Source organism: Paenarthrobacter sp. YIM B13468, from assembly GCF_042788025.1.
GTDB lineage: Bacteria > Actinomycetota > Actinomycetes > Actinomycetales > Micrococcaceae > Arthrobacter > Arthrobacter aromaticivorans.
This window is the reverse complement of sequence record NZ_JBHZPI010000021.1, coordinates 99,393-118,408: the sequence shown is the minus strand read 5'-3', so window position 1 is coordinate 118,408 and position 19,016 is coordinate 99,393. Positions and strand designations below refer to the sequence as shown.

Below are 19,016 nucleotides of genomic sequence, written 5' to 3'. Positions count from 1 at the left end.
CCTTCGGGTTGGGTAATGCTGATGGGCTTTTGGGTGGTCCGGAGCGGGCCTGTGAGTTCAGGGTCGGTGTAGTTTCCGTGCTCTTCAGGAATCGGCATGACGCCGAGATCAATCACCTGGGTGACTTCCTTGTTGACCACATCCACATACGCCACCAGCCCATCCACCGGGTGCGCCCAAGCGCTGTCCTCAGGGAAATCCTGCACGAAAGCCAGGCCCCGCAGGATCCGACGGCCCCTCTCGTCGTCGTACTCGAACACCCCCGCAGAAAGCGGGGCGACGCGGACCTTTTCAACCTCCAACCGACGGGCGGCAAGAGCAGCCAACCACCGTTCATCCGTGGCAAGCAGCGTCTCAACAACCTCGAACTCTTCCTCCAGCACGGGAAGTTCGCCGGAGACTTTGGTGTCCAGCTCTGTTGCGGACAGGATCTGGCCGCGCGTCACCGACACCAGGACATCGGTGGGAGCCCCGCCGGAGATGTCATGGATGAACACACGGAAGCGGCGGTCTTCTTGTGCTTGCCCACGGGCCGGATCCACAAGGCCCAGGTAGGCGATCCGCTGCTCGTGGCCAAGATATCCGGCAGCCTGCAGGAGGCTCTGCACCTCGGAGATTTCGGCGCCTGTTGCCAGTCGGTACTGGGTTTCCTGAACGGCGGCTGCGTCAGTTGCTGTCTGGGTTGCTGTGGGCGTCATGGCTGCCTCTTGTCAGGGACCCGTGATGGGTCAAGATTTATTTTCTATAGGTGTAGAGAATAACCAGAACGTAAGATGAGTCACAAGACCTGTCCGCCAAATATTTCTCCGGGAGCTCCGCACAGTGCCAAAGATTGTGGACCACGATCAACGACGCCTCGAACTGGTGGACGCAACCTGGCGGATCATTGCAAGGCTGGGCATTGAAGGCGCCACCATGCGGGAAATTGCGGAAGAAGCCGGCTTTGCCAATGGCGCCCTCAAGCCTTACTTTCCCACCAAGGATCTGCTGCTGACGTCAGCTTTCGGACACGTTTTCAACCGCACCAACCAGCGCATAGCCGCCGTGACCATGGGCTTGGCCGGCGTCGCCGCCCTGCGAGCCTTCTGCGCCGAGGTCCTGCCGCTGGACGAGGAACGCGTCAACGAAGCGCGCATCGTGATCCCGTTTTGGCAGAAGGCACTCAATGACGCAGCGATGGCCACCCTGCACAGCGAGTCCATGAACCAGTGGCACAGCACCATCACGGCACATACAGCAGCAGCCCGCGCGGCCGGCGAGATTGCCGCCCCCATCGGGGACGCCGCCGTCGCCGATCATCTGCTCAACATGATGCTGGGCGCCCAGATCGTGGCAGCGCTGTCCCCCGCAGAGCACTTTGCCCAGGACCTTGAGGGGCAGCTGGACAACTACCTGAGGCTGCTGGCGGGATAACTACGAGCCGGCTGCCTAGCTGCTGGCGCCCGACGCCACCACGCCGACGCCCAGTCCCGCAATAACCCCGCTACTGACACGCTCGACGGCGGTACTCACTTTGGGGCGCTTGAGCCACCGCATTGCCCTGAACGCCACCACTGCGATCATCGAGAGGTAGGCAAAGGCAATGACGGCAACCACGATGCCCAGGATGAGTGATGTGCCCATGGTGTCGCCGCCATGCGGGATGAATTGCGGGACGACGGCCAGGTAGAACAGGCCCACCTTCGGGTTGAGCAGGGTGGAGAGCGCTCCTGCGCCCAGCGCCGCGAGCCGGCTGTACGGCAGGGGTGCCTCAGCGCCTGCTCCCCCAACGGATTCCTTGGCCGCCTTGGCAGCTTTACGGGACTTGATGAACGAAGAAACACCGAGGTACAGCAAGTACAAGCCGCCCGCGATCTTCAGCCACCGGAAGAGCTCCGCCGACTGTTCCAACAGCGCGGCCAATCCGATACCCACCAAGGCAGCCCACACAATCGCGGCACCTGCCGATCCAGCCGCCGCAGCAATCCCGGCGCTGGGCCGGTTCAGGGCAATACGCAGCACCAGGAACGTATCCGGGCCCGGGGTCACGGAGAGGACCAGGCAGAGACCAGCGAAGGCGGCGAGGGATGCAAGAGTCACCCGCCAAATTATCCGGTACGAACGGGGGCTGCCGGAAAGCGTTCGCTTCCCGTCAAGGGCTGTTCGTGCATAGACAAGGCGACTCTGCGTGACGCCAACCACACTGGAATCATCGCCGCGCGCCTCACCGGCCGCCAAGACTTACGACCCGAGCGGAGTACCAATGGAGACTTACGACGCCTTGCTGGCCTCGATTACCGCAGCCCCCGGCCAGAACAGCCGCACGATTCTTGACCCTGCAACGGGTGCGGCTGTTGGTGAAACCCCCGTCCACACCGTGGAAGATCTTGACGCCGCTGTTGCAGCTGCCGCAGTTGCACAGCCAGCCTGGGCTGCCTTGGGCCATGACGCGCGGTCCGCTGCACTCATGAAGGCCGCCGACGCCGTCGAACGCTCTGCTGAAGAGCTCGCCCAACTGCTCTCCCGCGAACAGGGCAAGCCCCTGAACGGCCCGAACGCCCGCTTCGAAGTCGGCGCTTGCGCAGCGTGGCTCCGTGCAACTGCCGCCACGCCGCTGGACCCTGAGACGGTGGTGGACGACGGCGAAACCCGTGCCGAACTGCACTATCGGCCTATCGGCGTCGTGGGTGCGATCGGCCCCTGGAACTGGCCGATGATGATCACTGTCTGGCAGATCGCACCTGCCCTCCGGATGGGCAACGCCGTGGTGGTCAAGCCCTCCGAATACACTCCGCTGTCCGTGCTGGCGTTGGCCGCAATCATCAACCAGGAACTGCCCGAGGGCCTGCTATCGGTGGTGTCCGGTGGTCGCGACGTCGGCGAGGCCCTGGCAGCGCACGAGGCAATCGGCAAGGTCATGTTCACCGGTTCCACGGCCACTGGCAAGGCGATCATCCGTTCCTCCGCGGACACCGTCAAACGGCTCACGCTGGAGCTCGGCGGTAACGACGCCGGCATCGTCCTCCCTGACGCCGGCCCCAAAGCCATCGCCGAAGGCCTGTTCTGGGGCGCGTTCATCAACACCGGCCAGACCTGCGCCGCGCTGAAGCGCCTCTACGTGCACGAGTCCCAGTACGAGGCAGTGTGCACAGAATTGGCCGCTGTTGCTGCTGCGATGCCGATGGGAAATGGCTTGGACGAGAACAACGTCCTTGGCCCGCTGCAGAACCGCCAGCAGTACGACATCGTGGCCCGGCTGGTTGAGGCCGCCCGCGAGTCCGGTGCCCGCATCCTGCTCGGTGGTAACCCCGACGCCGATCAGCCCGGAAACTTCTACCCCACCACGCTGGTAGCCGACATCGACAACGAAAACCCGCTGGTAGCCGAGGAACAGTTCGGCCCTGCCCTGCCGATCATCAAGTACAGCACCGTTGACGAGGCCGTCGCCAAAGCAAACGCGCTCGACGTCGGACTCGGCGCCTCAGTCTGGTCCTCCGACCTGGCTGCCGCCCGCGAGGTCGCCTCCCGTATCCAAGCCGGAACCGTGTGGATCAACAAGCACGGCGCCGTGGACCCCCGCATCCCGTTCGGCGGCGCGAAGCAGTCCGGCTACGGGCTGGAGTTCGGCACGGAGGGCCTCAAAGCCTTGGGAGTTCCGCAGATCATCAACGGCTGACTTCCCGGTTTCCCGACCCAACTAAGTCGCAGTTGAGCGCGTTTTGACCCCTCAAAACGCGCTCAACTGCGACTTAGTTGGGTTGCCGGTCACAGGGTGGACCCGGTTGGGTTGCTGGGTGCTCAGCGTGAAACCATGAGCACCATGGCCCAGAAGATTGCGTATCAAGGTGAACCGGGAGCCAACTCGGATCTCGCGTGCAAGGAAATGTTCCCCGAACTCGAAAGCGTGCCGTGCGCCAGTTTTGAGGACGCGTTCGAACTGGTTTCCACGGGCGAAGTCGAGCTGGCGATGATCCCGATCGAGAATTCCATCGCCGGACGTGTGGCTGACATCCATGTGCTGCTCCCCCAGTCCAAGCTGCAAATCGTGGGCGAGTACTTCCTGCCGATCCGATTCGATCTCTTGGGCATTCCAGGCAGCACCATTGAAGGCGCAACAGAGGTTCACAGCCATATCCACGCTTTGGGCCAGTGCCGCAAGATCATTCGGGAAGCTGGCCTGAAGCCAGTTATCGCCGGAGACACGGCAGGATCAGCCAGGGAAGTGCGCGACTGGAACGATCCCCGCAAGCTTTCCCTCGCTCCGCCACTGGCCGCAGGCTTGTACGGTCTGGATGTCCTGGCCTCCGGTGTCGAGGATGACCCCACCAACACCACTCGTTTTGTGGTTCTGGCGCGGGAACGTGAAATCCCCACCAAAGAGGAGCTCCCGGGCCCCGCGATCACGAGCTTCGTGTTCCGTGTTCGCAACGTCCCCTCGGCCCTCTACAAAGCGCTCGGTGGTTTTGCGACCAACGGCCTGAACATGACCAGGCTTGAGAGCTACATGGTGGGCAACGAGTTCGCGGCCACCATGTTCATCTCCGACGTCGAAGGGCACCCTGCGGACGCACGTCTCCGCCGGGCGCTGGAGGAGCTGGAATTCTTCACCACGGAGGTGCGGATCCTGGGCGTCTACGCCGCCGATGGCTATCGCGAACGGAACACCGTCAACGCTTAGCTATGCCCCACTGTCAGCAAGCTCGCCGTACAGTTTCCCAACCCGGGCTCTGATATCGTCCCGGACCAAGCGCATGCGTTCCATGCCCTCGATGCCACGTTCGGATGGCTCGTCGGTCTCCCAGATCTCGAACAGCTTGCCGAAAGGCGGATCAAGTTTCGCTTCGGTTCCGAGGACGATGACCGCATCCACGAGATCCAGGACTTCGTCCGTCACCGGTTTAGGGTGTTCGCCCGTAATGTCGATACCCAACTCGGTCAGGGAGTCCACTGCTTGACTGTTCAGAGATGGGCCAGGCTTGGTACCCGCTGAGTAAACAGTGATGGTGTTCCCTGCAAGATCGCGGAAAAGCCCTGCAGCAAGTTGGGATTTGCCACCGTTCTTGCTGCAGACGAAGAGGACAGCTGGTTTCTTGTGTGTCATGTAGGCACTGATTCTTTCGTGAGGGACGCCATCAAATCCTTGATCCGGTGGCGGATTTCATCGCGATCCCGCGATATCGGACTCTCTGGTGGACGGCCGTTAGATTTGCCCGGAGCGTCCGTGGGCGAGTCCAGTCGGGAATCCGATCAGGACCGGTTCGGGTGAAGCACAGCAGCCCGACTCCGCTTCTTCGTTGATGCCCGTTGCGGGAACATCGCAACTGGTCCCGGCGTCCGTGGAGCACACTCCGGTTTCCGGCAATTCCAGCTGCACCAAGTCCGCGGCCTCGTGGTCACCGGCCAGTGCAGCAGCGACGGAACGGACCTGCTCATAGCCCGTGGCCAGCAGGAAAGTGGGGGCACGGCCATAGGACTTCATCCCCACGATGTAAAAATCCTTCTCCGGGTGGGAGAGAAGCTTGGCGCCGTGCGGAGGCACCGTCCCGCAGGAGTGGAACTCCGGGTCAATCAGTGGGCCGAGCTCGGTGGGTGCCTCAACAGCAGGATCGAGGTTGAGACGGAGTTCGCGCAGGATCTCCAAGTCCGGGCGGAAGCCGGTGCACGGAACGATGACATCGACATCCAGCGTGCGGCCGTCGACAGATTCAACGCTCACTCCGGAATCGAGCGTTTTCAGGCCAGCTATGCCGAAACGTGTGTGCAGCTCGATGCTTCCGGCTTCGACCAGCCGACGAAGCCTGGCGCCGAGCTGGCCCCGGGCGGGCAATCCGTCCGCGGATCCGCCACCGTAGACCTTATCTGCAGAGCTACCTCGCACGGCCCACAGGATCCGGGTGTTGGGTTCGTCCTTGGAGAGGTCGGCCAAATTGATCAGGGTGTTCGCAGCCGAGTGTCCAGCGCCCACGACGAGGACGCGACGGCCGGCAAAGCTGGTCCGATCCCGCCCCGTGACGTCAGGAAGGGGCGAGGATATGTGGTCCGCCGCAGCCTCTTCGCCAATGGCGGGCAAGCCTGACGTGCCCAACGGGTTGCGGGTTGACCACGTTCCTGAGGCGTCGACGACGGCAGCCACAACGTGATCACGGGTTTCGCCGTTTGCGTGCTCCACCCTGACCAGGAAAGGAGTGGTGTCCCGGTCACGGACGTGGGTCTTGTCCAGTCCTAGGCGGGTAACCGCGATAACTCGAGCGCCCGTCTGCAGCCGGGACGCCATGACCGGCATGTCTGCCAGCGGGGTGAGGTAGTTGTCGATGAGTTCCCCACCGTAAGGCAGCGCCGTGGGGCGGGGAGATTCCCAGCCCGTTTGCTCCAGGAGGCGGACGGCGGCGGCATCGATGTTGAAACGCCAGGGCGAGAAGAGCCGGATGTGGCGCCATTGTTCGATGGCCGCACCTGCGGAGTGCCCACCTTCAAAAATGACTGGCTCGAGGCCACGTTCGAGCAAGTGCGCTGCTGCGGCCAAACCGACCGGGCCAGCACCGATCACCGCGACGGGAAGATTCTTAGCTGACTCCACTGTGTCCTCTTTCATCCTTAAGATCCTCAGGCGTGGGTGGGTTCTTCCACCAGCGCCGTTGCTATGCTGTCTGCGTCCTCAAGTGCCGCCAGAAATCGTTCAGCATCCAGCGCTGCAGCACACCCTGTGCCGGCGGCGGTGATCGCCTGACGGTAGCGGTGATCAACCGCATCGCCGCACGCGAAGACCCCGGAGAGATTGGTGCAGGTGGTGGGCGAATCGACTTTGATGTAACCCTCAGCGTCCAGGTCTACCTGCCCGGCGACAAGCTCGGTGCGGGGCAAATGACCAATGGCAACGAAGATCCCTGTGGCAGCCTGTTCGCGGGTTTCTCCAGTGCGGGTATCTGTGAGAGTCACTCCGGTAACTTTGGTGTCGCCGTGGATCTTGGTGACGGCAGAGTTCCAGGCGAAGCTGATCTTGGGATTGTCCTTGGCGCGCTGGGCCATGATGCGCGAGGCACGGAGTTCACCCTTGCGGACCACAACAGTCACGGACTTGCCGAACCGTGTTAGGAACGTTGCTTCTTCCATGGCAGAGTCTCCACCACCAACCACGATGATGTCCTGTTCCCGGAAGAAGAAGCCGTCGCACGTGGCGCACCAGGACACGCCGTGTCCGCTAAGCTTTTTCTCTTCCGGCAGTCCGAGTTCCTTATAGGCCGAGCCAGTAGCCAGGATAACGGCGGGCGCTTCGTGCGTCTCCCCCGCGCCTGTGACCACCCGTTTGAGGTGAGCTTTCAGATCGACTTCCGTGACGTCGTCGAACACGATGCGGGCGCCGAACTTCTCGGCCTGCTCCTGGAGTCCGTCCATCAACTCAGGGCCCTGGATACCACCCGGGAAGCCCGGGAAGTTTTCGACCTCGGTGGTATTCATCAAAGCGCCACCTGCAGTAACCGACCCCGCCAGGACGAGCGGTTTGAGCCCTGCCCGGGCGGCGTAGATTGCCGCGGTGTAGCCGGCCGGGCCCGAGCCGATGATAATCAGTTGTTCGGCGCTGATGTCATTACTCACGAGAATCTCTCCTATGCGGGAAACCGGATTACTTGGACGCAGGGATGAGGGAGTCGATCAGGCCCTCGATGCGGGTCTTTATTTCATCCCGAATGGGCCGCACCGCGTCAACACCCTGGCCAGCTGGGTCTTCCAGGACCCAGTCCTCATACCGCTTGCCGGGGAAGTACGGGCATTCGTCGCCGCAACCCATGGTGATAACGACGTCGGACTCCTTGACGGCCTCTGTAGTGAGGATCTTGGGGATCTCTGCGGACATGTCGATACCAAGTTCGGCCATGGCCTCGACGGCGGCCGGGTTGACCTTGTCGGCGGGCTGGGAACCGGCGGAGCGGACCTCGATTTCCCCCTTGGCGAGGGTGGTCAGGAACGCGGCCGCCATCTGGGACCGGCCCGCATTGTGGACGCAGACAAACAGTACGGAGGGCTTCTTGGCGGTTTCGGTGGTCATGGCTTCTCCTCCATGGGTGGGGCAGCAATCATCTCGGGAGTGAAATAGCGCTTGCGTGCCCACAGGGCTACATACACAAGTGCAACAAGGACGGGTACTTCAATCAAGGGCCCAACGACTCCGGCCAGTGCCTGGCCGGACGTGACGCCGAAAGTGCCGACGGCCACGGCGATCGCCAGTTCAAAGTTGTTGCCTGCCGCAGTGAACGCCAGTGTGACGGTTTTGGCGTAGCCGAGGTTCAGCCACCGCCCAATCGCAATGCCCGCCACGAATATGACGAGGAAGTAGACCAGCAACGGCAGCGCGATCCGGAAGACATCCCAGGGTTGGGCCAGAATGGTTCCACCCTGCAAGGCGAAAAGCAGTGTGATGGTGAACAACAATCCGTAAAGCGCCCAGGGACCGACTTTTGGAAGGAAGTGGGCCTCGTACCAGTCGCGGCCCTTCGCCCGCTCGCTCAACGTTCGAGTGAGGAAACCAGCCAGCAGCGGTATGCCAAGGAAAACCAGCACTGATGCCGTGATGGCCCAGAAAGAGAAGTCTGCGCTGGTGGTGGGCAGCCCCAAGAGTGCTGGAAGCCACTGGAGGTACAGCCAGCCGAGGCCTCCGAATGCGATCACCTGGAACACCGAGTTGATGAACACCAGCACAGCGGCCGATTCGCGGTCGCCACAAGCGAGGTCGTTCCAGATCATCACCATTGCAATACAGCGGGCCAGCCCTACGATGATCAGCCCCGTCCGGTATTCAGGCAGGTCCGGCAGGAAAAGCCACGCCAACGCGAACATGAATGCCGGAGCCAATAGCCAGTTGATAACCAGGGACGTAACCATCAGCCGCCGATCCGCCATCACCCTGTGCGCGTGGTCGTATCGCACTTTCGCAAGAACGGGATACATCATGACCAAGAGGCCAACGGCGATCGGCAAGGACACCTCGCCAACTTTCAATGCTTCCAGCCCCGCGTTCAGGCCAGGAACAACACTCCCCAGAATCAGGCCGACAGCCATTGCAGCAATGATCCATACCGGGAGTAAGCGGTCCATGGCCGAAAGCCGCCCTGCGACGGCGGTGCCCCCTACGGGCCTCGAGGCTTTGGTCTGCGTGGAGGTGCTCACTGGTCTCCTGGAGTATGCCCTGCATCACCGAAGGCAATAGATTGATGAAGTTCGATATAAGTATCATCAGCTATATCGATGATTGTCAATCTATGTGCATAATGGATCCATGGATGCTCCGCAAACCCTTCAACTGCTATCCCCGGACGAGCTCCCAGCCGTGGAGAGGCCGGCAAGTGCTGGCGATGAAGCTTGCTGCGAGCCTTCAGCCCAGCCGTCCCTCGATGCCTATGAGGCTCAGGTCCGCGCCTCCGTCTTTAAGGCGCTGGCCGATCCCAACCGTCTTCGCCTGTTGTCCATCGTCAAGAGCGCAGACGGCGGCGAAGCGTGCGTCTGCGATCTCACCGAGCCCCTGGACCTCGGCCAGCCGACAGTCTCACACCACTTAAAGATCCTTGTAGATGCGGGACTTCTGCACCGCGAAAAGCGGGGAACATGGGCCTACTACTCGTTGGTCCCGGGTTCCATCGAGCGGACTTCCGGCCTGCTGGAGACCCTGTGACGAGCCAGACTAAAAGGACAGGCGAGACTACAGGGACAGCGGAGACTGCAGGGACAACACCCTCATCGACCAACATCCAGGTCCGGATCCGCAAAATGACCCGCCCCGATTGGCCGGTGGTCAGGGAGATCTTCGCTGAAGGCATCGAGTCCGGGAACGCCACCTTCGAACCCGCTGCTCCTGCGTGGGAGCAATTCGACGCTTCAAAGCTACAAGACCATCGGCTCGTTGCGGAGGCAGATGGCCGTATTTTGGGCTGGGCGGCGGTTTCGGCAATCTCCTCGCGAGCAGCGTATGCGGGTGTCGTAGAGCATTCCATTTACGTGGCCGGGGAAGCCCGCGGTTTGGGTGTAGGCAAGGCCCTTCTCCGCGCATTGATCAAGTCCACGGAAGAAGCAGGAATCTGGACAATCCAGGCCAGCGTCTTTCCCGAGAATGAAGCAAGCCTCCGGCTGCATGTTGTGGAGGGCTTCACGATTGTCGGGCGGCGGAATCGAATCGCCCGGATGCCTCTTGGCCCACTCGCGGGGCAATGGCGCGACACCATAATGATCGAAAGACGGTCCGCGACAGTCTGAAACCGGAAGTGTCTGCGAAGAGGGAGAGTCATGGCTATGAGCGAGTTTCCGCAGCTTGGCTCTGCGAGCGCGGACCAGACGGTGTTGGGCAGCAAAGCAGCCACGCTTTCCGGGCTCTCGGCAGCGGGTTTCAACGTCCCAGCGGGGTTCGTCGTCACGTCGGAGGTGGTCGGGCAACTCGGCAACGGTCTCGCCAATGCGCTGGAAGTTGCCGCCGCCAAAATCGGCCCGGGCCCGTACGCGGTCAGGTCCTCTTCCGCCGCCGAAGACCTCGCCGGGGCTTCCTACGCCGGCCTCTACGAAACCTTGCTGAATGTCGAGCGGGCTGACCTTGAGCATGCTGTCGGGCAATGCCTCGCTTCCGCGGGGGAGCACAGAGTTGCGGCGTATGAGACTGCTCTCGGAGCAGCGTCCCGGGGCGATGCGGCAAGCCCTTCCATGGCGGTACTCGTTCAACAGATGGTCCAGCCCAATGCCGCAGGCGTTGCCTTTACTGCCAACCCACTGACCGGTGACCGCGACGAAACCATTGTCACTGCGGTCGCCGGTCTTGGGGAGTCTCTGGTGTCCGGTGAAGCTGTCGGAGAGCAATGGACAGTCCGCGCCAGCGACACCACGCGCAACAGGGACGGCAACATCCTCACCTCGGACCAAGCACGGCAAGTAGCAGCACTGGCCCGTCGGATCCACGAACGAGCAGGAGTGCCGCAAGACATCGAGTGGGCGCTGGACCATGACGGCGCACTCTTCCTCCTTCAGGCCCGCCCGATGACGGCGCTTCCCCTGCCAGCAGTTTGGACAGCTCCGGGTGAAGGCTTATGGGCCAGGAACTTCCGCCTCGGTGAATGGCTTCCCGATCCTATGACGCCGCTGTTCGAGGACTGGCTTCTACGACGGATCGAGGCCGGGTATCTCGACGGCATGGAGGACGACATTCAGGTGCGGGTGCCATTTCGTTACGGCTCCGTCAACGGCTGGTACTACAACGCCCCGCCGATTCCGTCCCCACGGATTGTGGTGCCGTTGATAGTTCGAAGCCGTGGTCGCCTGCCGAGGTTCCTTTTCAACGTGCTTCTTCGGGTCTCCCACAATCCGGCTGCGGCACACCGCGCTGTTCTCCATGGGTTGGAGCTGAAATGGCGCCAGCAACTGCTGCCTGACTATCGGGAGCTCGTGCGCCGTGCAGAGCAAGAGGTGGACACAGCTCCCACGGCAAGGCTCATTGAGCTTGTAGCTGCCATCGCCCAGCACGCGGGAATCTACCTATGGTCATTGGCCGTTGTGGGCGGATCTGCCTGGAAAATGGAAGTGGCCCTGGCCAGATTCTGGCAAAGGCACCTAGCCACTCCCCTGAGCGACATCCCGGAAGGGCGGCTCGGCCATCAGGCGCTCCTCCGCGGCCTCACAGTCAGCACAGGCCTCACCGGCAGCGGTCTCACAGGCAGCACTGCGACACCACCGGAATCAGCCGTTTATTCCCTCGACTGGTACCACCAGACCCTCGGAGAGGCCGGCATCCGAAGCCCTGAAACGGATTCAACCACCGCAGGCAAGGAGGCTCTTGACGCACAGCGAAAGGCAGCCGAAGCCGCAGCGAGGGAAGTGCTGCTTGATAGTCCCAGGATCCTCACCCGCTTTGATTCCCTCCTCACGATGGCCCAGTACTACGCCGCCCTACGGGAGGAACAGTCCCTTTACCTCACTCTCGGATGGCCGGTTTTGCGCCGTTGCGCCAAACGGTTGGGAGAAAACCTAGCTGCCGCAGGAGCCATCGAGGATCCGCAGGACATCCATTTCCTCCACCTGGGTGAAGTAGTGAACCCCTCGGCGGACCACAGGGAGCTGGTAGGAAGCCGCCGGGCAACCTGGGAGATGCAACGGCGCCTGGACGCACCACTCATCATTGGGGAGCCCGGCAGGTTTGGAGCTGATCCCGTGGCAAGCGCAGTTGACGCAGCCAGGACAAGCCGCGAGGTTCCCGCGGGTGCGATTGTCGGCCACCCGGCCAGCACCGGACGCGCGACGGGCAGGGTGCGGGTTATGTCAGGCCTGGAGGAATTCGACAGCTTCCTCGAGGGCGAGATACTCGTGGCCCGATCCACCGCACCGGCATGGACACCCCTTTTCGCTCGAGCCGCCGCCGTGGTCACCGACGGCGGAACCCTCGCCGCCCACGCGTCGCTGGTGGCTCGGGAGTACGGCATACCGGCCGTCGTTGGAACCGGCAACGCAACCCGGCTACTCAAGACGGGCCAAGGAGTCACCGTGGACGGAGGTGCGGGCTACGTCGTCGTGACCGAATAACGAACTACCGCCCCACCGCCGCCTGTTCCTCCTCGCGGGGACGCGTCACCGTATCAGGCTGGCGGCCAAGCTTCCCTGGCCACCAAATCCGGTGTCCGATGTCGTAGGCGAGCGCTGGCACCAGCAGTGAGCGGACCAGAATAGTATCCAGCAGCACCCCGAAGGCCACGATGAACGCCAACTGCACCAGGAACATGATGGGAATGACTCCGAGCGCGGCAAAAGTAGCAGCCAGCACAACACCCGCGGACGTAATTACCCCACCTGTGACACCCAAGCCACGCAGGATTCCGGGTCGCGTCCCGTACTTCAACGATTCCTCGCGCACCCTGCTCATCAGGAAGATGTTGTAATCCACACCCAATGCCACCAGGAAGACGAACCCGAAGAGGGGAACCGTGGCATCGGCCCCTGGGAATCCGAAGACGCCGTTGAACACCCAAGCTGAAACACCCATGGCTGCCGCATAGGACAGGACCACGGACAACACCAGCAGCACAGGCGCCACAACGGAACGCAGCAGGAGCATCAGAATGAAAAGGATGACCACCAGGACGATGGGGATGATGACCACCAAATCGCGCTGCGCGGTGGTGTTGGTGTCCAGCGCAGTGGCCGTGACCCCGCCAACCAAGGCGCCGGCGTCGGCCTCTTTGACCGAAACCCGCAGCGACTTCACTGCCTCTTCCGCCTCAATCGAGTCAGCGGCAGAGTCGAGCGTCGCGTTGATCAGCACTTTTCCATCGCGAACGGCAGGTTCGGCAGGCGCACCGGGCGCGCCGGTGATTGGCACGTTGGACTCAGCCAGGAGGTAGGCGTCGCCCACGCCGTCCGCCGCTTTGACCTTGTCCAGCACTTCGTTCGCGGCATCTTCGGAGGCGACCACGACGGCGGGGCTGCCGCTGCCGGCGTCGAAATGCCGCGCCAGCGCGTCCTGGCCGTCCACGGCATCGGACGCCGAGAGGATGACGTCCGTTTGAGGGACTCCGTTGGCTTTCAATTGGAGAACACCGGCGGAGGCCACCAGGAGCAGAAGGACCGAAGCGACCCACACGACGCGCGGCCGGCGGGAAACCAGGGAAGCAGTTGCCCGCCACAGACCCTTTTGCCCTTCAAGTCCAGTGACCAGCTCGGGTTCGCGTTCGTCGTCGGGCAGGAGCTTGGGACGGAAAGGCCAGAAGGCAGCGCGGCCCAGCAAGGCCATGAGCGCCGGCAGGAGGGTAAGCGCGGCGAAGAGCGAGCACAGGATTCCGGCAGCTGCCACAGGACCCAGCGCCTTGTTGGAGTTCAGGTCGGAGAAGAGCAGGCAAAGCAGGGCGATGATGACGGTGGCGCCGGACGCAAGGATCGGTTCGAAGGAGGCCTTCCATGCCGTGATCACTGCGCTCGTGCGGTTGGTGGTGTGGGTTAGGGCCTCACGGAATCGCGCCACGTAGAGCAGCGCGTAGTCGGTGGCCGCACCAATCACCAGGATGGACAGGATGCCCTGACTCTGGCCATTCAGCTGGATCCAGCCCAGCTTGGCCATCGCAAATACCAGGAGAATGGCCGCGCAGAGCGCAAACACCGACGTCAGAAGGACTGCTAGAGGCAGCACGAGCGAGCGGTACACGAGCAGCAAAATGACAAACACGGCGCCAAGCGCCACGAGGAGGAGGATTCCGTCGATGCCGCCGAACGCGTTCACCAGATCAGCCGTCAGGCCGGCGGGACCCGTGACGAACGCCCGCATTCCTTCCGGGGCGCCGGGTTGAACCACGTCGCGCAGTTCCTGGATTTTGTCACGCAGCTCATCCGAGGACGCTATCGGCACGATGAACTGGACCGCTTTGCCGTCCGCCGAGGGAAGAGGCCCGACGACGGCGTCACCCAGCCTGAGTGCCTCGATGTCGGCTTTAAGCTGGGCTGCTTCGCCAAGCTGGGCCGGGGTGAAGGCGGTCCCGTTCTCAACGATGACCACTGCGGGGATCTCCTTGGAGTCCCGGAACTTCGCCTGCCAGTCGCCAGCTTCCGTCGCTTCGGCGCCTGCTGGGAGGAACGAAGCCTGATCGTTGGAGGAGACTTCGTCCAATCGCCCGAACGTTGGGCCGCCAATGCCGGCAATGCCAAGCCATGTGATGACGAGCACCACCGGTACCAGCCATCGAAGCCAGAACGGTACCTTCTGCGGGTTCATGGGTCCTTCTTCCGGAAGCTTGATAGTCTCTTTATTCCAACACAGAATATCTCTATCATGGAAGTAATCCAAGCATACGTGGATGCCGATACCGGATTTCCCGGAAGCTGCGAGTAATATCCGGAAGGCAGTTACGAAGGACAAAGCAGGCGGGAGGACGTCATGTCGGACGCTTCAAACCCGCGCCCGGAGGCTGGCGCGCCCCAGGACCTGGTGCGCCTTCTGCAGGACTTCACCCTGGAAGCCAACCACTACGTGGACGCCGCGGGCGGCAAAAACGACATGCATCGGACCGACCTCAACGCCCTGGCCGTCATCATGCGACACTCCGCTGCCGGGCGTGTTGTCACGCCGGGTGTCCTTCGCAGTGAACTGCGCCTTAGCTCCCCCGCCACCACGGCGTTGGTTGACCGGCTGCACGCTTCCGGCCACGTCACCCGTGACCGTCTCGGCACCGACCGTCGGCAGGTCCAACTGCACATGACCCCCAAGGCCTACCGGGATGGAAGCGCCATGTTTATGCCGCTGGCCATAAGGATGGGCCAAGCCATGAGTGGCTACAGCGACGCTGAATTGGATGTCGTCCGTCGCTTCATGACCGACATGATCGAGGCCACCATAGCGGCCCGCACGGAAACCGCGGAGAACGGCAACCAACCGCATTCCGCCTAAATCCACCGGCGAAGTTGTAGCGTTTCCCTATGAACGCGCAGCAGCCTGAAGATGTCTACACCCACGGGCACCACGAGTCGGTTGTCCGGGCCCACGCCTCGCGGACGGCCGAGAATTCGGCCGCGTTTGTCATTCCGCATCTCACCCCGGGGACGTCGGTCCTTGACGTCGGGTGTGGACCAGGCAGCATCACGTGTGATTTCGCGGGGCTGGTTGCACCCGCGCAGGTCATCGGTTTGGATCGCTCGGCGGACATCGTTGCCCAGGCAAGGGAGCTGGCCAAGGACCGTGGCGTAGAGAACGTAGAGTTCCGCACCGGCAACATCTACGATCTCGAGTTTGAGGACGAGTCCTTCGACCTCGTCCACGCCCACCAAGTCCTCCAGCATCTGACTGACCCCGTCGCCGCCCTGCGTGAGATGCGCCGCGTGGCCAAACCGGGCGCGATCGTGGCCGTCCGCGACGCCGATTTCCACGGCATGAGCTGGTACCCGGAAGTCCCCGAGCTCGACGACTGGATGGAGCTTTACCAGAAGATCGCCCGGCGCAACGGTGCCGAACCGGACGCCGGCCGTCGATTGGTCTCGTGGGCACAGCAGGCAGGCTTTGCCCAAGTGGCCCCCAGCAGCAGCAACTGGCTCTATGCCACAGCCCAACAACGGGCATGGCAATCCCGGGTGTGGAGCGAACGTGTCCTCCACTCCGCCTTTGCCGAGCAAGCCCTCGAATACGGATTCGCGAATGAGGCCGACCTCGCCCGGATCGCTGCGGGCTGGCACCGTTGGGGAGCCACGGACGATGGCTACTTCCTCATTCCCAACGGCGAGGTGATCGCCCGGGCCTAGGATGCGCGTGGCTTCCTGACCTTGTTTGACGTGAGTGGGACCTGAAATCAACCTCTTCAGGTCTCACAAAGGCCGCGGCGTCCCCAAAACAGGTCAGGAAGGAACTTTCCCAAAAAAACTTTGCCGAACCATGTAGAAAAGTGCCCCGCAGTTCCGACCCATGAGTGAAAGCACCCAAACAGGGCGCCACTTCATAAGGAGTTTGAGATGAAATACATGATCATGATGTTCGGGTCCGCCGAGGGCATGATGGAAACCGCCGATCCGGAGTGGGTCAAGGAAATGATCGGGTTCATGATCCAGATCGACAAGGACCTTCGCGATTCCGGTGAACTCGTCTTCAATGCTGGCCTGGCTGACGGAAGCACAGCGAAGCTCGTCAAGCAGACCCCGGACGGCGTCATCACCACGGACGGCCCATACGCCGAGTCGAAGGAATCACTGATCGGGTACTGGGTGGTGGATGTGGCCAGCGAGGAACGTGCCGTGGAAATCTGCTCGAGCATCGTCAAGTACTCGCAGGTGGTGGAACTCCGCGCTATCCCGGACGGTCCCCCGGAGGTTTAGTTTGGCCGTTCCCCCACGCGACATCGAGGACCTGCTGCGCACCCTGGCGCCGCAGGTCCTTGGCGTGCTGGCACGCAACCACGGGCAGTTCGACGCCTGCGAAGATGCCGTGCAGGAAGCCCTCATTGAGGCCGCACTCCAATGGCCATCCGGGCTGCCAACAAATCCCAAAGGATGGCTGCTGGCGGTCGCATCCCGCCGGCTGGTTGATGTGTGGCGCAGTGAAAGCGCGCGCCGAGTCCGGGAGGAACGCGTCGCCGCAATGGAAATCAGCTTCCAGGACAACACTGCGTCCGAAGCCGACGACACGCTGACCCTGATGTTCCTGTGTTGCCACCCCTCCATAAGGGCACCCTCGCAACTCGCCTTGACGCTGCGGGCCGTAGGAGGACTCACGACGGCGGAAATCGCCTCCGCTTTCCTCGTCCCCGAAGCGACGATGGGACAGCGCATCAGCCGCGCGAAACAAGGGATCCAGAAGGCAGGCGCCCGGTTCGACATGCCGCCGGAGTCCGAGCGGAAGGCGAGGCTCGGCGTCGTACTTCACGTCCTGTACCTGATCTTCAACGAAGGCTACGCAGCAAGCTCGGGCGACTCGCTGCAACGCGAAGACCTCACCACGGAAGCCATCCGCTTGGCACGCCTGCTGGTGAGTGCCGCACCGGCCGAGTTCGAGGCCACCGGTTTGCTCGCGCTGATGTTGTTGACGGACTCCCGCCGTGCCGCCCGCACCCTGGCTGACGGAATGCCCGTGCCGCTGTCCGAACAGGACCGGACTTTATGGAACCGCGGGCAGATAGAGGAAGGCATCGCGCTGCTGTCTTCCGTACTCGGCCGCGGCGCGGCAGGGCCCTACCAACTCCAGGCCGCGATCGCGGCCGTTCATGCGGAGGCGCCCTCTGATGCCGAAACGGACTGGCCCCAGATCCTCGCCCTGTACACGGTCCTTGAAGCCGTGGCGCCCAGTCCCGTGGTGACGCTGAATCGTGCTGTTGCCGTGGCCATGGTGAATGGGCCAGCCGCCGGGCTTGAGCTGCTCGCCGGGCTGGATTCCGCGATCGGGAGGTCTCACCGCCTGGCTGCCGTGCGGGGCCATCTGCATGAGATGGCAGGCTCCTATGTGGACGCGCGCGCCGCTTACCTCGTGGCGGCCAAAAAGACAGGCAGCCTGCAGGAGCGACGGTACTTGATGGGGAAAGTTGCGCGAATGGACGAGCATTGACGCCATATAGTCGAACCCATGGAACAGCGCATACTTGGTAGGACCGGCCGGTCGGTGTCCACCGTTGGACTAGGCACATGGCAACTCGGAGCCGACTGGGGCGACGTCACAGAGGAAGACGCACTTGCCGTCCTGGAGGCCTCGGTTGACGGCGGCGTCACTTTCTTCGACACAGCCGACGTCTATGGCGATGGCCGAAGTGAACAGCTCATCGGACGCTTCCTGCGTGCCAATCCCGGGCTTGACCTGACGGTCGCCACCAAGATGGGCCGGCGCGTGGACCAGGTGCCCGAAAACTACACCCTCGCCAACTTCCGCGCGTGGACTGACCGTTCACGGCGGAATCTGCAGCAGGACACCCTGGACCTGGTCCAATTGCACTGCCCTCCCACCGCCGTCTACACGCGGGACGAGGTTTACGACGCCCTGGATACCCTCGTCAGCGAAGGCGTCATCCGCAACTATGGCGTCAGTGTCGAGCGGACTGACGAAGCCCTTGAAGCCATTAACCGCGGGAATACCTCGACCGTTCAGATCATCCTGAACGCCTTCCGGCTGAAGCCCCTCGATGACGTTCTCCCAGCAGCAAAGCAAGCCGGCGTGGGCATCATCGCCAGAGTGCCGCTGGCCTCCGGGCTGCTGTCCGGAAAGTACACTCCGGAAACCGAGTTTCCGGAGAACGATCACCGCAACTACAACCGCGACGGCTCCTCATTCGACGTCGGCGAAACCTTCTCAGGCGTCGATTTCCCCACCGGTGTAAAAGCCGCCCAAGAGTTCAGCGCATTAGTGCCCGACGGCGTCAGCACCGCCCAGGCGGCCCTCGCCTGGGTCATCGCCCAGGACGGCGTCAGCACGGTCATCCCTGGTGCCCGATCTTCAGTGCAGGCTCATGCAAACGCTGAGGCGGGAGCGATGCAGTCCGTAGGTGCAGGGCTCATCGCTGGGGTCCAGGACATCTACGACCGGTATTTCCGCGCAGCGATCCACCCACGCTGGTAGCCGGCCT

18 protein-coding genes and 1 pseudogene are annotated in these 19,016 nt (G+C 62.6%); 11 read left to right on the top strand and 8 right to left on the bottom strand.

Translation table 11 applies throughout. The annotated features are described in order from the left end of the window. A pseudogene (locus ACFX4T_RS19040) lies at window positions 1-698 on the bottom strand (histamine oxidase); the annotation flags it as partial. Between the two features lie 124 nt (window positions 699-822). Between ACFX4T_RS19040 and ACFX4T_RS19035 the strand changes: the two are divergent. Beyond that, window positions 823-1,413 carry a TetR/AcrR family transcriptional regulator gene (locus tag ACFX4T_RS19035; RefSeq protein ID WP_377653326.1) on the top strand — a complete coding sequence of 197 codons (591 nt, stop codon included), beginning with the start codon at window positions 823-825 and terminating at the stop codon, window positions 1,411-1,413. A gap of 15 nt (window positions 1,414-1,428) precedes the next feature. Here the strand turns inward: ACFX4T_RS19035 and ACFX4T_RS19030 are convergent, their stop codons facing one another. Next, entirely contained in the window at window positions 1,429-2,079 is a 651-nt protein-coding gene (locus ACFX4T_RS19030; RefSeq protein WP_377653324.1) for a LysE family translocator, read from the bottom strand. A gap of 163 nt (window positions 2,080-2,242) precedes the next feature. Between ACFX4T_RS19030 and ACFX4T_RS19025 the strand changes: the two genes are divergently transcribed. Both ACFX4T_RS19025 and ACFX4T_RS19020 read left to right on the top strand, forming a co-directional pair. Next, on the top strand, window positions 2,243-3,655 hold the full coding sequence (locus ACFX4T_RS19025) for an aldehyde dehydrogenase family protein (RefSeq protein WP_377653340.1): 1,413 nt from the start codon (window positions 2,243-2,245) through the stop codon (window positions 3,653-3,655). Between the two features lie 144 nt (window positions 3,656-3,799). After that, window positions 3,800-4,657, top strand: a complete 858-nt coding sequence (locus ACFX4T_RS19020) for a prephenate dehydratase (protein ID WP_377653338.1) — start codon at window positions 3,800-3,802, stop codon at window positions 4,655-4,657. On the opposite strand, the gene ACFX4T_RS19015 is transcribed toward ACFX4T_RS19020, so the two are convergent. From ACFX4T_RS19015 to arsB, 5 genes are all read right to left on the bottom strand, one after another. Next, entirely contained in the window at window positions 4,658-5,080 is a 423-nt protein-coding gene (locus tag ACFX4T_RS19015; RefSeq protein ID WP_377653322.1) for a low molecular weight phosphatase family protein, read from the bottom strand. A gap of 99 nt (window positions 5,081-5,179) precedes the next feature. After that, entirely contained in the window at window positions 5,180-6,571 is a 1,392-nt protein-coding gene (locus tag ACFX4T_RS19010) for an FAD-dependent oxidoreductase (RefSeq protein WP_377653320.1), read from the bottom strand. A gap of 11 nt (window positions 6,572-6,582) precedes the next feature. After that, the gene (trxB, locus tag ACFX4T_RS19005) at window positions 6,583-7,560 is read right to left on the bottom strand and encodes a thioredoxin-disulfide reductase (RefSeq protein ID WP_216926804.1); all 978 of its coding nucleotides are present in this window, start codon (window positions 7,558-7,560) and stop codon (window positions 6,583-6,585) included. 40 nt (window positions 7,561-7,600) lie between these two features. Further along, window positions 7,601-8,023, bottom strand: a complete 423-nt coding sequence (locus tag ACFX4T_RS19000; RefSeq protein ID WP_377653318.1) for an arsenate reductase ArsC — start codon at window positions 8,021-8,023, stop codon at window positions 7,601-7,603. Beyond that, window positions 8,020-9,141: an ACR3 family arsenite efflux transporter gene (arsB, locus tag ACFX4T_RS18995; RefSeq protein ID WP_377653316.1), complete on the bottom strand. Its 1,122-nt coding sequence runs from the start codon at window positions 9,139-9,141 to the stop codon at window positions 8,020-8,022. Before arsB ends, ACFX4T_RS19000 begins: the two co-directional genes overlap by 4 nt. 109 nt (window positions 9,142-9,250) lie before the next feature. Here arsB and ACFX4T_RS18990 point away from each other — a divergent pair, with 109 nt between their 5' ends. The 3 genes from ACFX4T_RS18990 to ACFX4T_RS18980 all read left to right on the top strand — a co-directional run bounded on the left by ACFX4T_RS18990 (window position 9,251) and on the right by ACFX4T_RS18980 (window position 12,525). Continuing rightward, a complete protein-coding gene (locus ACFX4T_RS18990; protein WP_377653314.1) occupies window positions 9,251-9,643 on the top strand; it encodes an ArsR/SmtB family transcription factor in 393 nt (130 codons plus the stop codon). Between the two features lie 95 nt (window positions 9,644-9,738). Next, the gene (locus tag ACFX4T_RS18985; protein WP_377653336.1) at window positions 9,739-10,221 is read left to right on the top strand and encodes a GNAT family N-acetyltransferase; all 483 of its coding nucleotides are present in this window, start codon (window positions 9,739-9,741) and stop codon (window positions 10,219-10,221) included. Between the two features lie 36 nt (window positions 10,222-10,257). Further along, window positions 10,258-12,525, top strand: a complete 2,268-nt coding sequence (locus ACFX4T_RS18980) for a PEP/pyruvate-binding domain-containing protein (protein WP_377653312.1) — start codon at window positions 10,258-10,260, stop codon at window positions 12,523-12,525. 4 nt (window positions 12,526-12,529) lie between these two features. Here the strand turns inward: ACFX4T_RS18980 and ACFX4T_RS18975 are convergent, their stop codons facing one another. Beyond that, window positions 12,530-14,701 carry an MMPL family transporter gene (locus ACFX4T_RS18975; RefSeq protein ID WP_377653310.1) on the bottom strand — a complete coding sequence of 724 codons (2,172 nt, stop codon included), beginning with the start codon at window positions 14,699-14,701 and terminating at the stop codon, window positions 12,530-12,532. Between the two features lie 162 nt (window positions 14,702-14,863). Between ACFX4T_RS18975 and ACFX4T_RS18970 the strand changes: the two genes are divergently transcribed. The 5 genes from ACFX4T_RS18970 to ACFX4T_RS18950 all read left to right on the top strand — a co-directional run bounded on the left by ACFX4T_RS18970 (window position 14,864) and on the right by ACFX4T_RS18950 (window position 19,009). Beyond that, the gene (locus ACFX4T_RS18970) at window positions 14,864-15,373 is read left to right on the top strand and encodes a MarR family winged helix-turn-helix transcriptional regulator (RefSeq protein ID WP_377653308.1); all 510 of its coding nucleotides are present in this window, start codon (window positions 14,864-14,866) and stop codon (window positions 15,371-15,373) included. A gap of 29 nt (window positions 15,374-15,402) precedes the next feature. Continuing rightward, a complete protein-coding gene (locus ACFX4T_RS18965; RefSeq protein ID WP_377653306.1) occupies window positions 15,403-16,218 on the top strand; it encodes a class I SAM-dependent methyltransferase in 816 nt (271 codons plus the stop codon). A gap of 207 nt (window positions 16,219-16,425) precedes the next feature. Next, window positions 16,426-16,785 carry a YciI family protein gene (locus ACFX4T_RS18960; RefSeq protein WP_216926769.1) on the top strand — a complete coding sequence of 120 codons (360 nt, stop codon included), beginning with the start codon at window positions 16,426-16,428 and terminating at the stop codon, window positions 16,783-16,785. Between the two features lies 1 nt (window position 16,786). Then, a complete protein-coding gene (locus ACFX4T_RS18955; protein ID WP_377653304.1) occupies window positions 16,787-18,007 on the top strand; it encodes an RNA polymerase sigma factor in 1,221 nt (406 codons plus the stop codon). 18 nt (window positions 18,008-18,025) lie between these two features. Further along, the gene (locus ACFX4T_RS18950; RefSeq protein ID WP_377653302.1) at window positions 18,026-19,009 is read left to right on the top strand and encodes an aldo/keto reductase; all 984 of its coding nucleotides are present in this window, start codon (window positions 18,026-18,028) and stop codon (window positions 19,007-19,009) included. Window positions 19,010-19,016: the final 7 nt, after the last annotated feature.

Coding starts and splice junctions, on each gene's coding strand:
- ACFX4T_RS19025 (WP_377653340.1), top strand. CDS start 2,243: ATGGAGACTTACGACGCCTTGCTGGCCTCGATTACCGCAGCCCCCGGC.
- ACFX4T_RS18990 (WP_377653314.1), top strand. CDS start 9,251: ATGGATGCTCCGCAAACCCTTCAACTGCTATCCCCGGACGAGCTCCCA.
- ACFX4T_RS18965 (WP_377653306.1), top strand. CDS start 15,403: ATGAACGCGCAGCAGCCTGAAGATGTCTACACCCACGGGCACCACGAG.
- ACFX4T_RS19000 (WP_377653318.1), bottom strand. CDS start 8,023: ATGACCACCGAAACCGCCAAGAAGCCCTCCGTACTGTTTGTCTGCGTC.
- ACFX4T_RS18975 (WP_377653310.1), bottom strand. CDS start 14,701: ATGAACCCGCAGAAGGTACCGTTCTGGCTTCGATGGCTGGTACCGGTG.
- ACFX4T_RS19010 (WP_377653320.1), bottom strand. CDS start 6,571: ATGAAAGAGGACACAGTGGAGTCAGCTAAGAATCTTCCCGTCGCGGTG.
- ACFX4T_RS18985 (WP_377653336.1), top strand. CDS start 9,739: ATGACCCGCCCCGATTGGCCGGTGGTCAGGGAGATCTTCGCTGAAGGC.
- ACFX4T_RS18960 (WP_216926769.1), top strand. CDS start 16,426: ATGAAATACATGATCATGATGTTCGGGTCCGCCGAGGGCATGATGGAA.
- ACFX4T_RS18950 (WP_377653302.1), top strand. CDS start 18,026: ATGGAACAGCGCATACTTGGTAGGACCGGCCGGTCGGTGTCCACCGTT.
- ACFX4T_RS18970 (WP_377653308.1), top strand. CDS start 14,864: ATGTCGGACGCTTCAAACCCGCGCCCGGAGGCTGGCGCGCCCCAGGAC.
- ACFX4T_RS19015 (WP_377653322.1), bottom strand. CDS start 5,080: ATGACACACAAGAAACCAGCTGTCCTCTTCGTCTGCAGCAAGAACGGT.
- ACFX4T_RS18980 (WP_377653312.1), top strand. CDS start 10,258: ATGAGCGAGTTTCCGCAGCTTGGCTCTGCGAGCGCGGACCAGACGGTG.
- ACFX4T_RS19020 (WP_377653338.1), top strand. CDS start 3,800: ATGGCCCAGAAGATTGCGTATCAAGGTGAACCGGGAGCCAACTCGGAT.